Source organism: Nonomuraea sp. NPDC049725 (assembly GCF_040674795.1).
Classification (GTDB): Bacteria; Actinomycetota; Actinomycetes; order Streptosporangiales; family Streptosporangiaceae; genus Nonomuraea; species Nonomuraea ceibae.
In genome coordinates this window covers 14,576-28,221 of record NZ_JBFANJ010000011.1, presented here as the reverse complement: position 1 = coordinate 28,221, position 13,646 = coordinate 14,576, and the positions used below count along the sequence as shown (strand labels likewise).

The window sequence follows — 13,646 nt, the reverse complement described above, 5'->3', positions numbered from 1 at the left end:
CGTGCGGCTCGCCGCTCACCTGGGCGGCTCGTGCGGCTCGGGGGGCTCGTCGCTCACCTGGGCTGCGGTGACGGCGACGGTGGTCACGATGTCGGCCACCGTCGCGCCGCGCGACAGGTCGTTGACCGGCTTGCGCAGCCCCTGGAGGACCGGCCCGACCGCGACGGCGCCCGCGCTGCGCTGGACGGCCTTGTAGAGGTTGTTGCCGGTGTTCAGGTCGGGCACGACGAAGACCGTGGCCCGGCCGGCCACCCGGCTGCCGGGCATCTTGGCCCGCGCGACCGCGGGGTCCACCGCGGCGTCGTACTGGATCGGCCCCTCCACCTGGAGATCCGGGCGGCGCTCGCGGACCAGCTCGGTGGCGGCGCGCACCTTGTCGACGTCGGCGCCCGCGCCCGAGGCGCCCGTCGAGTACGACAGCATGGCGATCCTGGGGTCGACGCCGAACGACGCGGCGGTGCGCGCGGAGGCGATCGCGATGTCGGCGAGCTGTTCGGCGCTCGGGTCGGGGTTGACCGCGCAGTCGCCGTACACGAGCACCCGGTCGGCCAGGCACATGAAGAACACGCTGGAGACCAGGCCCAGGCGCAGGATCTCGAAGGCGGGCCTGATGGTGTGGGCGGTGGTGTGGGCCGCACCGGACACCATGCCGTCGGCCATGCCCGTGTGGACCATCAGCGTGCCGAAGTAGGACACGTCGGTGACGGTGTCGCGGGCCAGCTCGACGGTCATGCCCCGGTGCGCCCGGGCGTCGGCGTAGGCGCGGGCGAAGCGTTCGCGCAGGTCCGGGTCGAACGGGCTGAGCACCCTGGCGCCGGTCAGGTCGAGGCCGAGCTGCCCGGCCTGGACCTTGATGCGCTCCTCGTCGCCGAGCAGGGTGAGCTCGGCGACGCCGCGGCGCAGCAGGATGTCGGCCGCGCGCAGGATGCGGGGCTCCTCCCCTTCGGGCAGCACGATGTGCCTGCGCCGGGCGCGGGCCCGGTCCAGCAGCTCGTACTCGAACATCAGGGGTGTGACGACGTCGGTCTTGGCGATGGCGAGCCGGTCGAGCAGCAGCGGGCCGTCCACGTGCTCGGCGAACAGCCGCAGCGCCGTGTCGATCTTGCCGATGGCCTCGGGGGTGAAGCGGCCCTCCACGGCCGACAGCCTGGTGGCGGTCTCGAAGGTGTCGTGGTCGGCGGCGATCACGGGCAGCGGGATCGTCATGCCGCGCAGCAGCCGGTCGACCGGCCCCGGCAGGTCCGTGCCTCCGGTGAGCACCACGGCCGACAGGGAGGGGAAGCCGGGCGAGGTGTGCGCGGCGATCAGGCCGGGCAGCAGGGCGGCGGCCCGGTCGGAGGGGATGATGACGGCGGCGCCCTCGGTGTAGCGGTCGAGGATGCCGGGCAGCGACATGGCCCCGACCATGAGGCTGCTCGCCTCGCGGCCGAGCCCTTCCCGCTCGCCGAGGAAGAGCTTCCCGTCGCAGGCGTCGAGCAGGTCGGCGACCGTCGGCGCGCGCAGCGAGGGGGTCTCCGGCAGCACGAACACCGGCGTCCGGTGCCCGACGGCGGGCGTGCCCGGCGCGGCCCGGGTCACCACGACGGCGAGCTCGTGGGCGTGGTGCTGCGCCAGCTCCCGGGTCGACAGCTCGACCGCCGCGGCGATCTGCGCGGCGGTGCGGCCCCGCCCGCTGACCACGTTGATCACGGGCGTGCCCAGGTCGGCGGCCAGCCGGGCGTTGAAGCCGAACTCCGTCGGCGCCCCCACGTCGGTGTAGTCGGTGCCGATCACCACCACCGCGTCGCAGCGCCCGGCGAGGGCGCGGTAGCGGGCCACGATCTCGCCGGCCGCGCGCTCGACGTCGTCGTGCACGTCGTCGTACGTGACGCCCGCGCAGGCCGCGTAGGGCAGGGCGAGCTGGAAGCGGCTCCTGATGGTGTTGACCAGCGCGTCCTCGCGGCCCGCCCGGACCACGGGGCGGAAGACGCCCACGGCCCCGACCTGCCGGGACAGCAGCTCGACCAGCCCCAGGGCCACGGTCGCCTTGTTGCTCCCGGCCTCGCCCGCCGCGACGTACACAGCACGTGTCATGTCCCCCATTGTCGTCGGCTCCGGAGAGGGGGCCGGAAAGGGGTCGGAATGGGGTGGCGCGGGGGGTTGACGGGCCCTGGTCGGCGCGTATCTTTCGCTTAGGAAAGTTTCCTAAGCAATTCACTCGGGGCGACCGTCACCAGCACAAGGAGAGGTATGACCAGAACCCTGCGCGTCCTGGCCGCGACCGTGCTCGCGGCAGGAGCCGTCACCGTCGGGTCGGGCCTGCTGAGCCCGGCGTCGGCGGCCGGCGACTGTGAATACGGCTGGGGCGGGAACTCGTTCTCCGCCCGGTGCGCGACCAGCGGCCCCGCCTACGAGTTCCGCGCCTACGTCCAGTGCGTCAACGGCCGCCGGGACGGCGCCTGGGTGACGACCAACACCGGGCAGTGGAGCTCGGCGAGCTGCGGCCCCTGGTGGATCGACCGCGTCTCCTACGGCCTGGACGTGCGCCCGCTCTGACGGCCTGACCCCGAACGGCCGTCCGGCCCCGCCACGAGGCCGGGCGGCCGCCCTCTCCCCGCACGGACCCCCCGAAGACCGGACGCCCCGAAAACCCGTTGGACGAGTGAGCGCTCGCTCATTAGGGTGTCCGGCATGTCCAAAAGGCGCAGAGTGCCGGCCATGGCGCCGGAAGACCGCCGGGCGGCGCTCATCGCCGCCACCGTCCCCCTGCTGCGCGAGCACGGCACCGCGGTGAGCACCCGCCAGATCGCCGAGGCCGCCGGAGTGGCCGAAGGCACGATCTTCGGCGTCTTCCCCGACAAGGCGTCCCTGCTGCGCGCGGCGCTCATGAACGCGTTCGACCCGCAGCCCGGGATCGACGCGCTGGCGGCCGTCGGCGCGACCACGGCCGGGCTGCGCGAGCGACTGCGCGAGGCCGTCGCGATCCTGAGAGCCGGGATGCGGGCCAACGCCAACCTCCTCACCGCGCCCCGCGAGCTGATGAACGGCGACGCGTGCTTCCGCGACCGGATGGTGGAAGGCCGGGACCGGCTGGCCGCCGCGCTCGCCGCCCTCGTCGAACCCGACCGCCACCTGCTGCGCCGCTCCCCCGAGACCACCGCCCACCTGCTGTTCACGCTGGTCGCGGTCAGCGCGCACGCCGACCTCGGGCACGGCGGCGCGGAGATCGGCGACGTGGACGACGACGAGATCGTCTCCATGCTGCTCGATGGTCTCCTCGTGCGCCACTCCCCCGCCCCTTCCACAGGAAGCGCTCCCTGATGCTGCTCCGTCTCCTGCGGGCCCGGCTCAGGCCGTACGGGAAAGAGATCACGCTCGTCGTGCTCTTCCAGTTCGTCCAGACGCTGGCCACGCTCTACCTGCCCACGCTGAACGCCGACATCATCGACGACGGCGTCGTCAAGGGCGACACCGACTACATCGTCCGCGTCGGGCTGGTGATGCTCGGGGTGACGCTCGTGCAGATCGTCTGCTCGGTCGTGGCCGTCTACTACGGCGCCCGCACCTCGATGGCGCTGGGCCGCGACCTGCGGGCCGCGATCTTCCACCGGGTGCAGGACTTCTCCGCCCAGGAGGTCAACGGGTTCGGGGCGCCGTCGCTGATCACCCGGACCACCAACGACGTGCAGCAGGTCCAGTTGCTCGTGCTGATGACGTGCACGATGGTGGTGACGGCGCCGATCATGTGCGTCGGCGGCATCGTGCTGGCGCTGCGCCAGGACGTGACGCTGTCGTCGCTGCTGCTCGTCGCGCTGCCCCTGATGATCGTCATCGTGAGCCTGGTCGTGATGCGGATGCGCCCGCTGTTCCGCGCCATGCAGGAGCGCATCGACCGGATCAACCAGGTGCTGCGCGAGCAGATCACCGGCATCCGGGTCATCAGGGCCTTCGTCCGCGACCGGCACGAGCGCGAGCGGTTCGGCGCGGCCAACGACGAGCTCACCGACGTGTCGCTGCGGGTCGGGCGGCTGATGGCGCTGATGTTCCCCTCGGTGATGCTGGTGGTGAACCTGTCGAGCGTCGCCGTGGTCTGGTTCGGCGCCGACCGCATCGCCGGCGGCGCCATGCAGGTGGGCGCGCTGACCGCGGTCATCTCCTACCTGATGCAGATCCTCATGTCCGTGATGATGGCGATGTTCATGTTCATGATGATCCCCCGGGCCGAGGTGTGCGCCGAGCGCATCGAGGAGGTCCTCGGCACCGAGCCGACCGTCCGCCCGCCGGCCAACCCGGTCGTCCCGCCGCGCCGCACCGGCGAGCTGGAGCTGCGCGAGGCGGGCTTCCGCTACCCGGGCGCCGAGGAGCCGGTGCTGTCCGGCGTGAGCTTCGCGGCGCGGCCCGGCCGCACCACCGCGATCATCGGCAGCACGGGCAGCGGCAAGACGACGCTGCTCAACCTCGTCCCCCGGCTGTTCGACGCGACCTCGGGGCAGGTGCTCGTCGACGGCGTCGACGTGCGCGACCTCGACCCGGCGGCGCTCGCCGAGCGGGTCGGCCTGCTCCCGCAGGCGCCCTACCTCTTCTCCGGCACCGTCGCCTCCAACCTCCGCTACGGCAGGCCGGACGCGACCGACGAGGAGCTGTGGCGGGCGCTGGAGGTGGCGCAGGCGCGCGAGTTCGTCGAGGCGATGCCCGGCGGGCTGGACGAGCCGATCGCGCAGGGCGGCACGAACGTCTCCGGCGGGCAGCGCCAGCGCCTGGCCATCGCGCGGGCGCTCGTGCACCGGCCCGGCGTCTACCTGTTCGACGACTCGTTCTCGGCCCTCGACTACGCCACCGACGCCCGGCTGCGCACCGCGCTCGCCGAGGAGATCGCCGACGCCACGATCGTCATCGTGGCCCAGCGGGTCAACACCATCCGCGACGCCGACCGCATCGTGGTGCTCGACGACGGCCGCGTGGCCGGGATCGGCACCCACGGCGAGCTCATGGACACCTGCCCGACCTACCGCGAGATCGTCCTGTCCCAGCTCACCGAACAGGAGGCCGCGGCATGACCACGCAGACGCCCGCGCGCCGGCCGCAGCCCGGCTTCGGGCCCGGGCGGATGATGGCCGGCCCCGCCGAGAAGCCCGGCGACTTCAAGGGCACCATCCGCCACCTGATGCGGCTGCTGCGCCCCGAACGCCCGATGCTGGTCGTGGTGCTGGCCCTCGGCGCCGCCGGGGTCGCGCTGACCGTGATCGGGCCCAAGATCCTCGGCCACGCCACCGACCTGATCTTCGCCGGGATCGTGGGGTCCCAGCTGCCCGCCGGGCTCACCAAGGAGCAGGCCGTGGCCGGGCTGCGCGCCCAGGGGCAGGGCACGTACGCCGACATGGTCGCCTCGATGAGCGTCGTGCCGGGGCAGGGCATCGACTTCACCGCGCTGGCCGGGGTGCTCGCCTGGGTCCTGGCCATCTACCTGGTGGCGGCGCTGCTCGGCATCGCGCAGTTCCGGCTCACCACGAACGTCGTGCAGCGCTCGGCGTACCGGCTGCGCGAGCGCATCGAGGCCAAGCTGGGGCGGCTGCCGCTCAGCTACTTCGACGGCCAGCCGCGCGGCGAGATCCTCAGCCGCGCCACCAACGACACCGACAACATCGCCCAGTCGCTGCAGCAGACGCTGAGCCAGCTCATCTCGTCGCTGCTGACGGTGGTGGGCGTGCTGGCGATGATGTTCTGGATCTCACCGCTCCTGGCGCTCATCGCGCTGGTCACCGTGCCGGTGTCGATCTACGTCACCGCCGTCGTGGGCAAGCGGTCGCAGCCGCAGTTCGTCAAGCAGTGGTCGTCGACGGGCCGGCTCAACGGCCACATCGAGGAGATGTACGGCGGGCACACACTGGTCAGGGTGTTCGGCAGGCAGCGCGAGGCGGCCGAGACGTTCACCGAGCACAACGAGGCGCTGTTCGCCTCCAGCTTCCGCGCCCAGTTCATCTCCGGGCTCATCCAGCCGGCGATGATGTTCATCGGCAACCTCAACTACGTGCTGGTGGCCGTCGTCGGCGGGCTCAAGGTGGCGTCGGGCTCGATCTCACTCGGCGACGTGCAGGCGTTCGTGCAGTACTCGCGGCAGTTCAGCCAGCCGCTGACCCAGGTGGCCGGCATGGCGGGCATCGTCCAGTCGGGCGCCGCCTCGGCCGAGCGGGTCTTCGAGCTGCTGGAGGCCCCCGAGCAGTCGCCCGAACCGGCGGCCCCGGCCCGGCCGGCGCGGATCAGGGGGCGCGTGGCGTTCGAGAACGTGTCCTTCCGGTACGCGCCGGACCGGCCGCTGATCGAGAACCTGTCGCTCACCGTGGAGCCCGGCCAGACCGTGGCCATCGTCGGCCCGACCGGGGCGGGCAAGACGACGCTGGTCAACCTCCTCATGCGCTTCTACGACGTGACCGGCGGCCGGATCACGCTCGACGGCGTCGACATCGCGGAGATGTCGCGGGAGGAGCTGCGCGGCGCGATGGGCATGGTGCTCCAGGACGCCTGGCTGTTCGGCGGCACGATCGCGGAGAACATCGCCTACGGCGCCGAGGGCGCCACCCGCGAGCGCGTCGAGGCCGCCGCCGAGGCCGCGCACGTGGACCGGATCGCGCACACGCTGCCCGACGGGTACGACACGGTCCTCGACGAGGAGGGCGCGACGGTCAGCGCGGGCGAGAAGCAGCTGATCACCATCGCGCGGGCGTTCCTGTCGGAGCCGGCGATCCTCATCCTGGACGAGGCGACCAGCTCCGTCGACACCCGGACGGAGGTGCTCATCCAGCGGGCCATGGGCTCCCTGCGCGAGGGGCGGACGAGTTTCGTGATCGCGCACCGGCTGTCGACGATCCGCGACGCCAGCCTGATTCTCGTCATGGAGAACGGGCGGATCGTGGAGCAGGGCACCCACGAGTCGCTGCTGGCAGCCGGCGGGGCCTATGCCGCGCTCTACTCGGCGCAGTTCGCCGAGCCGGTGACCGAGGTGGAGTGAGGTTCCGGCGCGGGCCGGGGCTCAGCGCGGGTGAAGGACGAGCCGGCACTGGCGGCCCGGGACGTTGGAGACGGCCCGCCACCTGACCGGCTCGTCCCGCGGATCGGCGGGCGTGATCGTCACGTGCCTGGCGAACACGTGCAGGAACGTCCTGATGTGCAGCAACGCCAGGCGGTCGCCGACGCAGGTGTGGGCGCCGCCGCCGAACGGCATCCAGCCGTAGCCGCCCGGCCGGCCGTCGAACCAGCGTCCGGGACGGAACTCCTCCGGGTCCGGGTAGAGGCCGGGGTCGTGGTGCAGGCTCTTGAGGTGCACGGCGATCAGCGTGCCGGGCGGCAGGACGCGCCCGCCCAGCCGGTAGGCGCGCACGGTGCGGCGGCCGACGAAGGCGACCGGCGGCCGCACGCGCAGCGTCTCGTAGGTGACGGCGTCGGCGTACGCGCCCTCGCCCGCGTCGGCCTCCGCCGTCAGGCGGCGCAGCGCCTCCGGATGCCGGGCGAGCCGTTCGAACGCCCAGGCGATGCCGGTGGCGGTGGAGGTGCGCGCGGCGCTGATGACGCTCATCAGCTCGTCGCGCAGCGCCTGCTGGGTGAGCCGGGCGCCGCGCTCGTCGCGGGCCCGCATCAGCAGGCCGAGCACGTCGTCATGGTCCTCGCCGCGCCGCAGGCGGCGATCGACCTCGGCGTGGATGAGCCGGTCGCACTCGCGGCCCAGCCGCCGGTACGACTGCCACAGCGCGAGGCCGCCCACGTCGCGGAGCGCGTACCGCACGTGCATCTCGTAGGAGTCGGCCAGGTTGAGCAGGCGGCGCAGCGGGGTGCCCCACCGGCGCAGCAGGAGCGGGTCGCCCCCGACCGTGGTGTGCAGGATGGCGTGGAGCATGGCCGGCCGCAGGCGCGGCAGCAGCCGGAACGGCGTGCCCGCCGGGCACGTCTCGACGGTGCGCAGCGCGATGCGGGCGGCGACGTCGCGCAGGTCGTGCAGGATCCGGCCCTTCAGCGCGGGCAGCATGATCGCGCGGATGCGGCGGTGCTCGTCGCCGTCGAGCACGGCCAGGCCGAGGCGGCCGGCCACCGGCTCCTGCAGCCGGTTGGCCGACACGGCGTCGACGTCCTCGCCCGGGGCGCGCATCACCTGCCGGACCAGGACCGGGTCGCGGATCACCACCAGCCGCCCGATGCCCGGCGCCCAGCTGGTGATCATGTCGCCGGCCCGGTCGAAGGCCCGGGTCACGGCGGGGTCACCCAGGGCGAGCCAGGCCGGAATCAGCATCGGCGCATATCGGGTCATGACTCTCCTCGGGGGCGTCGGTCATGTGCGCCGGCCGCGCCCGGCGAGGCGTCCGCTAAGAGCCGAGGTCGAATGATGGCGACGCCGAGCCAGAGCACGACCCGGTCGCGGCGCCCGGCTCTCGTCGCCGGGGGCTGCGCCGGACTGACCGTCATGCCGAGCTCCTGCCGCACGAGTGACACTCATGGTGATCGAATGGTCACTGTGAGCATAGGCGAAGATCGGCCGGTCGGCACCGCCGGTCGCCGGACCGGGCCCGGGTTCGCCGGCGGTCCTACTCGAAGCGGGCGCCGCCGGGCGCGGTCACGCGCTTGAGCAGCGGCAGCCCGGCGAGGATCACGAGCAGCGCGACGACCAGGCCGCCGCCGACGGTCAGGAAGTAGGCGGGGCCCGGCAGCGCCGCCGGAGCGCTCTTGATGGCCAGCCGGCCGATCACCGGGCCTGCCACGCCCACCCCCGCGACCGCCGCCACCAGGGCGGCCAGCACCACGGGGGCCGCCGTCTCCAGCAGCACCACGCTCGACAGCGTCCGCGTCGGCGTGCCGCACAGCCGCAGCTGCGTGAACGGCCGTTTGCGCTCCACGACGCCGCCGGCGACCGAGACCAGCAGGCCGCAGCCCGCCACCAGCAGGGTCAGCGCGACGATGGCCAGCGCGGCGTCCTCGACCCGGTCCAGCAGCACCGCGCGGGCCTGGGCGACCTCGGCGAGCGTCTGCGGCGTCTCGGTGCTGCCGGTGCGGGCGAGGTACGGGCCGAGCAGCGTGCGGACGCGTTCGCGTACGGCCGGGTCGTCCGTGTGGACCAGCACCGCGGCCAGCGGCAGGCCGGCCCAGGCGCCAGGGTCGCCGGGCGCGGCCGGGTTGGCCGCGTCGACGACCGGCAGGTTGCGGTCGACGGAGAGCATGTTGTCGCTGGTCAGCAGCCGGTTGAGGTCGACCGCCACGGCGCGGGGGCCCGGGACGCACCGGCCGAGCGCCGGGAAGGCGGCCAGGGCGTCGCACGCGACCACGTGGCGCAGCAGGAAGCCGGGGCGGCAGCCGGGGCCCGGGTCACACGGCGGAGGCCGCATGGGCAGGGGCGGCGCGTCGGGCCGGTGGTGGATCGGCAGCACGGTGACGCCGGGCTGGGCGCGCAACCGGGCCAGCAGGCCGGCCTCGGCGGCGGGCGGGAGGGGCCGGTCGTCGCCGAAGGAGGCCCGCAGGACCGCGTTCAGCGTGCCGCCACCCGCGGCCTGCTGGCCGGAGACGACGGCGGGGACGATGCCGGCGACGGCCGTGCCGATGAAGACCGCGAGCACGATGCCGTTCACCGACCGGAAGGCGCCCTTGGGGTCGGCCGCCAGCCGCTGCGCGGCCAGCAGCGTCGCCGGGCCGGAGGTGACGCGGGCGGCCAGCCGCGCGGTCAGCATCGTCAGCCAGGGCCCGGCCAGCACGAGCCCGGCCATGATCAGGGCCAGGCCGGTGTCGACGAGCACCGCGTCGGGCTCCTTCCCCGGCGCGATCGCCGGGCCGGCGAACAGGCCCAGGCCCGCCAGGAGCGGGAGCACCCGCCACCAGCCGGGGGCGGAGGCCCGCGCCGTGCGCGCCGCGCCGAGCGGGGTGATCCGCACCCGGCGCAGCGACCACAGGGCGGCTCCGGCCGCGGCGAGCGGGACGCCCGCGGCCACGGCTGCGTACTGGAGCGCGGTGGGCGCGACCACGTCGGGGAAGAACCGGGACCCGGTGATGGCCACCTCGGCCAGGACGGGACGGATCGCCTGGAAGACGGCGATCCCGGCGAGCGCGCCCAGGGCGGCGCCGAGCGCCGCGTCCACCGACGCGATCGCGTTGACCTGCCGCGCGGTGGCGCCGGCCAGGCGGATCGCCGCGAACCGCGCCTCCCGGCGGGCGGCGGCCAGGCGGGTGGCGGTGCCGACGAGGACGAGCAGCGGGAAGACCAGGCCGACGGCGGCGATGCCGAACCCGTGCTCGTACAGGGCGGTGGTGTCGTCGGCGCGCGGGGCGGTGGCGACCTCGCCGACGGCCACGGTGCCGGCCATCGCGGTCAGCTCCGCGGCGCTCCGGCCGGCGATGACGACCAGGTCGTCGGGGCCGGACAACGCCGCCCTGCCGATGAGGCCGGCGCGGGTGCCGGGGACGCGGTCGGCGAGCTGGTCGCGCGGCACGGCGGCCATCAGCCCGGCCAGCGCGGGCGAGACGTAGTGGCGGCCGGCTCCTGGCAGCTCCGGGATGCCCGGGATGCCGGGCAGGGCCGCCCGCGTGGCGGGGACGGCGACGTCGAGGCGGACGATCGGGCGGCCCGCGTACGAGTCCTGGCGGTGGTTCCACAGCACCGCGCCCAAGGTGGGGCCCGGGGCGGCGCCCGGCGCGGAGCCGGTCGTGCACTCCCAGCACGGGCGGGCCGCGGTGGCCCGGAAGGCGTTGAACAGCGCCAGCGTGGACAGCAGCACCGCCACCCCCAGCGCGACCGAGGCCGCGACCAGGACCAGCCGGCCGGCCGCCTCCCGGCCGCCGCGCAGCGACAGCCGCAGGCCGAGCCGGAGCGTCATCGGACGGCCCCGCCGACGTACGGATCGGTCACCCTGCCGTCGCGCACCATGACCTCCCGGTCGGCGCAGGCGGCGACGCGGGCGTCATGGGTCACCACGACCACGCTCGTGCCCTCCTCGCGGGCCAGGCCGACGAGCAGGTCCATGACCCGCTCGCCGGTGAGCGAGTCGAGCGCGCCGGTGGGCTCGTCGGCGAAGACCACCTTGGGGCGCGTCACCAGCGCCCGCGCGATGGCCGCCCGCTGCGCCTGCCCGCCGGACAGCTCGCCGGTGCGCCGCCCGCTCAGGGTGTCCAGCTCCAGCCGCTGGAGCCAGCCGGCCGCCCGCCGGTACGCCTCCTTGCGCCCGGCTCTGCCGAGCAGCAGCGGCAGGGCGACGTTGTCGGCCACGGTGAGCTCCGGCACGAGCTCACCGAACTGGAACACGAAGCCGAACGCGGTGCGGCGCAGCTCCGAGCGCCGGGCGTCGCTCAGCGTGTCGAGCCGCCGCCCGTCGAACCAGACCTCGCCCGCGTCGGGGGTGAAGATGCCGGCCAGGCAGTGCAGCAGCGTGGACTTGCCGGATCCGCTCGGGCCCATGATCGCCAGGATCTCCCCCGGCGTCACGGACAGGCTGGCCTCGCGCAGCGCCTGCGTGCGGCCGTAGGAGCGGTCGATCGCGCGGGCCTCCAGCAGCGGGCCCGGCACGGGGAGGCCGTCGACGGTCATGCGCGGCGCACCGTCTCGGCCAGCGCCCCCAGCCGGGCCGTGGTCACGTCGATCCAGCGCAGGTCGGCGTCCAGGTGGAACAGCGCGTGGTCGGCCAGCAGGGCGTCGACGAGCGCGCCGCCGCGTTTGATCTCCGACAGCTCGCGCATGCGCCGCAGGTGGGTGGCGCGCTGCGTGTCGAGGAAGCGCTGCGCGTCGTGGCCCAGCATCAGCGCCAGCACGACCTTGGTGAACAGCACCGTCTGCAGGAACGGCTCGGCCGCCACCGGCTCGGCCAGCCAGGCGTCCACCTCCTGCTTGCCGAGCGTGGTGATGGAGTAGCGCTTGCGGTCGGGGCCGTCGCCGGGCTCGCTCTGACCGGCCGTGACCTTGCCGTCCCTGGCCAGGCGGCTGAGCGTCGAGTAGACCTGGCCGAAGGGCAGCGGCTTGCCCCTGGCGAAGTACGTGTCGTAGTCGCGCTTGAGGTCGTAGCCGTAGCTGGGCTCTCGGTCCAGGAGGCCGAGCAGGGCCAGGGGGACAGTCATGGAAGCCCAATATATACCGAGGGTATACACGGGGTGCCTGAGCGGCGGCCAGGCGCGGAGGCGGGTGCGTCAGCGTTCGCCGTCGGGGGCGACGGCGCCCGACATGGGGCGGCCGAGGAGGGCCGTGGCGACGGCGGCGACGTGCGGGTCCAGGTCGGCGGCGCTCGCCCCGGCCAGGGCGGGGGTGGCGACGACCGAGCGCAGGATGCCGATGCCGACCATCCAGGCGCTGAGCAGCTCGGCCCGCAGCTCGGCGTCCTCGCCTTCGGCCAGGTCGCGCAGGGCGTCGACGTAGGTGGCGCAGACCTCGTCGCGGATGCGGCGGCGGGCGTCCTCGTGGGCCGACGAGCGCAGCATGGCGACCAGGGGATGCTCGCCGCCGTACGCGGTCCAGTCGTGCTCGACGACCGTGCGCACCATGCGGGCGACCAGCTCCTCCTGGGGGCCGTCGAGCAGCCCGGCGGGGACGTCGGCGGCGGTGGCCAGGTCGAAGAGCTGCTTCTTGGAGCCGAAGTAGCGGAAGATGAGGGTGGCGTCGACGCCGGAGTCGCGGGCGATGTCGCGGACGCTGGTGGCGTCGTAGCCCTCGCGGGCGAAGCGCAGCCTGGCGGCCTCCAGCAGGCGCGCCCGGGTGGCCTCCCTGTCCCTCTTCTGCACCGCGGTCCTCCTCGCTCGGTCATCGACCGTTGACATTGTAGGCGGAGGTCGTGCTACGTTCACTCAAGTCAGCGTTCGATGACTTACGGAGTGACTCATGGGGACGTACGTGGTGGCGGGCGGGACCAACGGCATGGGCCGCGGGCTCGCCCTGCACTTCCTGAGCCGGGGCGACCGGGTGACGGTCGTGGGCAGCGACCCCGCCAGGGGGCGGCGCCTGCTCGACGACGCCGCCCGCCTGGGCGCCGCGGACCGGGCCGCGTTCGTGCGCGCCGACCTGACGTCGGCGGCGGAGAACGCCCGGGTGATCGAGGAGGTCAAGGCACGGCACGACGCGCTGGACGGCCTGGTCTGCACCGCGCTGCGGCCGTTCCCGAAGCGGGTGGAGACGCCCGACGGCTACGAGGCCACGTTCGCCCTCTACTACGTCAGCCGCTTCCTGCTCGCCTACGGCCTCACCGGCCTGCTCGAACGCGGCGCGAACCCGATGATCGTGAACATCTGCGGCGTCGGCGTCACCAAGGGCCGCATCCACTGGGACGACCTGTCGCTCAAGCGCGGCTACGGCACCGTCAAGGCCATGCTGCAGGCCGGTCGCGCCACCGACCTGCTCGGCGTCGCGTACGCCCGCAACCACCCGGACGCCCGCACCCGCTACCTGCTGCACCACCCCGGCTTCACCGACAGCGGCGCCGACGGGCTCGCGCAGCCGGCCAGGTCCGTCGTCAAGCTGCTGGCCAGGTTCGCCGCCCAGCCGGTCGAGCGGGCGATCGCGCCGATCATCGAGCTGATGGACGGCCCGCCGGGCACGGGCGGCCTGCTCGCCTACGACCGCCGCCGCCCGCTCGACCCGTCGCTGCCCACGCTCGACCCGGCCGCCGCCCACCGCCTGTACGAGCTGACCAGCCACGTGCTGCGCTCCTGACCGGCCGGGC

Annotated in this window: 11 protein-coding genes; 5 read left to right on the top strand and 6 right to left on the bottom strand. The window is 74.1% G+C overall.

What is annotated here, in order from left to right:
- Nucleotides 1–15 precede the first annotated feature (15 nt).
- On the bottom strand, nt 16–2,073 hold the full coding sequence (pta, locus tag AB0J53_RS27400; RefSeq protein WP_364177381.1) for a phosphate acetyltransferase: 2,058 nt from the start codon (nt 2,071–2,073) through the stop codon (nt 16–18).
- A 156-nt stretch (nt 2,074–2,229) separates the two neighbouring features.
- Here pta and AB0J53_RS27395 point away from each other — a divergent pair, with 156 nt between their 5' ends.
- From AB0J53_RS27395 to AB0J53_RS27380, 4 genes are all read left to right on the top strand, one after another.
- On the top strand, nt 2,230–2,535 hold the full coding sequence (locus AB0J53_RS27395; RefSeq protein WP_219511016.1) for a hypothetical protein: 306 nt from the start codon (nt 2,230–2,232) through the stop codon (nt 2,533–2,535).
- Between the two features lie 162 nt (nt 2,536–2,697).
- Entirely contained in the window at nt 2,698–3,300 is a 603-nt protein-coding gene (locus AB0J53_RS27390; RefSeq protein WP_219511013.1) for a TetR/AcrR family transcriptional regulator, read from the top strand.
- The gene (locus AB0J53_RS27385; protein ID WP_364177377.1) at nt 3,300–5,036 is read left to right on the top strand and encodes an ABC transporter ATP-binding protein; all 1,737 of its coding nucleotides are present in this window, start codon (nt 3,300–3,302) and stop codon (nt 5,034–5,036) included. Before AB0J53_RS27390 ends, AB0J53_RS27385 begins: the two co-directional genes overlap by 1 nt.
- A complete protein-coding gene (locus AB0J53_RS27380) occupies nt 5,033–6,985 on the top strand; it encodes an ABC transporter ATP-binding protein (RefSeq protein ID WP_364177374.1) in 1,953 nt (650 codons plus the stop codon). The genes AB0J53_RS27385 and AB0J53_RS27380 overlap by 4 nt, the downstream gene beginning before the upstream one ends.
- A 21-nt stretch (nt 6,986–7,006) precedes the next feature.
- Here the strand turns inward: AB0J53_RS27380 and AB0J53_RS27375 are convergent, their stop codons facing one another.
- The 5 genes from AB0J53_RS27375 to AB0J53_RS27355 all read right to left on the bottom strand — a co-directional run bounded on the left by AB0J53_RS27375 (nt 7,007) and on the right by AB0J53_RS27355 (nt 12,711).
- Nucleotides 7,007–8,275: a cytochrome P450 gene (locus AB0J53_RS27375; RefSeq protein ID WP_364177371.1), complete on the bottom strand. Its 1,269-nt coding sequence runs from the start codon at nt 8,273–8,275 to the stop codon at nt 7,007–7,009.
- Between the two features lie 274 nt (nt 8,276–8,549).
- Nucleotides 8,550–10,823 carry an FtsX-like permease family protein gene (locus tag AB0J53_RS27370; RefSeq protein WP_364177368.1) on the bottom strand — a complete coding sequence of 758 codons (2,274 nt, stop codon included), beginning with the start codon at nt 10,821–10,823 and terminating at the stop codon, nt 8,550–8,552.
- Nucleotides 10,820–11,530, bottom strand: a complete 711-nt coding sequence (locus AB0J53_RS27365; protein ID WP_364177365.1) for an ABC transporter ATP-binding protein — start codon at nt 11,528–11,530, stop codon at nt 10,820–10,822. Before AB0J53_RS27365 ends, AB0J53_RS27370 begins: the two co-directional genes overlap by 4 nt.
- Nucleotides 11,527–12,054 carry a PadR family transcriptional regulator gene (locus tag AB0J53_RS27360; RefSeq protein ID WP_364177362.1) on the bottom strand — a complete coding sequence of 176 codons (528 nt, stop codon included), beginning with the start codon at nt 12,052–12,054 and terminating at the stop codon, nt 11,527–11,529. The genes AB0J53_RS27365 and AB0J53_RS27360 overlap by 4 nt, the downstream gene beginning before the upstream one ends.
- A 69-nt stretch (nt 12,055–12,123) precedes the next feature.
- Nucleotides 12,124–12,711, bottom strand: coding sequence for a TetR family transcriptional regulator (locus tag AB0J53_RS27355; protein WP_364177359.1), 588 nt, complete (start codon nt 12,709–12,711; stop codon nt 12,124–12,126).
- Between the two features lie 97 nt (nt 12,712–12,808).
- Here AB0J53_RS27355 and AB0J53_RS27350 point away from each other — a divergent pair, with 97 nt between their 5' ends.
- Nucleotides 12,809–13,636 carry an SDR family NAD(P)-dependent oxidoreductase gene (locus AB0J53_RS27350; RefSeq protein WP_364177356.1) on the top strand — a complete coding sequence of 276 codons (828 nt, stop codon included), beginning with the start codon at nt 12,809–12,811 and terminating at the stop codon, nt 13,634–13,636.
- The last annotated feature ends 10 nt before the right edge of the window (nt 13,637–13,646 follow it).

Coding starts and splice junctions, on each gene's coding strand:
- pta (WP_364177381.1), bottom strand. CDS start 2,073: ATGACACGTGCTGTGTACGTCGCGGCGGGCGAGGCCGGGAGCAACAAG.
- AB0J53_RS27395 (WP_219511016.1), top strand. CDS start 2,230: ATGACCAGAACCCTGCGCGTCCTGGCCGCGACCGTGCTCGCGGCAGGA.
- AB0J53_RS27390 (WP_219511013.1), top strand. CDS start 2,698: ATGGCGCCGGAAGACCGCCGGGCGGCGCTCATCGCCGCCACCGTCCCC.
- AB0J53_RS27385 (WP_364177377.1), top strand. CDS start 3,300: ATGCTGCTCCGTCTCCTGCGGGCCCGGCTCAGGCCGTACGGGAAAGAG.
- AB0J53_RS27380 (WP_364177374.1), top strand. CDS start 5,033: ATGACCACGCAGACGCCCGCGCGCCGGCCGCAGCCCGGCTTCGGGCCC.
- AB0J53_RS27375 (WP_364177371.1), bottom strand. CDS start 8,275: ATGACCCGATATGCGCCGATGCTGATTCCGGCCTGGCTCGCCCTGGGT.
- AB0J53_RS27370 (WP_364177368.1), bottom strand. CDS start 10,823: ATGACGCTCCGGCTCGGCCTGCGGCTGTCGCTGCGCGGCGGCCGGGAG.
- AB0J53_RS27365 (WP_364177365.1), bottom strand. CDS start 11,530: ATGACCGTCGACGGCCTCCCCGTGCCGGGCCCGCTGCTGGAGGCCCGC.
- AB0J53_RS27360 (WP_364177362.1), bottom strand. CDS start 12,054: ATGACTGTCCCCCTGGCCCTGCTCGGCCTCCTGGACCGAGAGCCCAGC.
- AB0J53_RS27350 (WP_364177356.1), top strand. CDS start 12,809: ATGGGGACGTACGTGGTGGCGGGCGGGACCAACGGCATGGGCCGCGGG.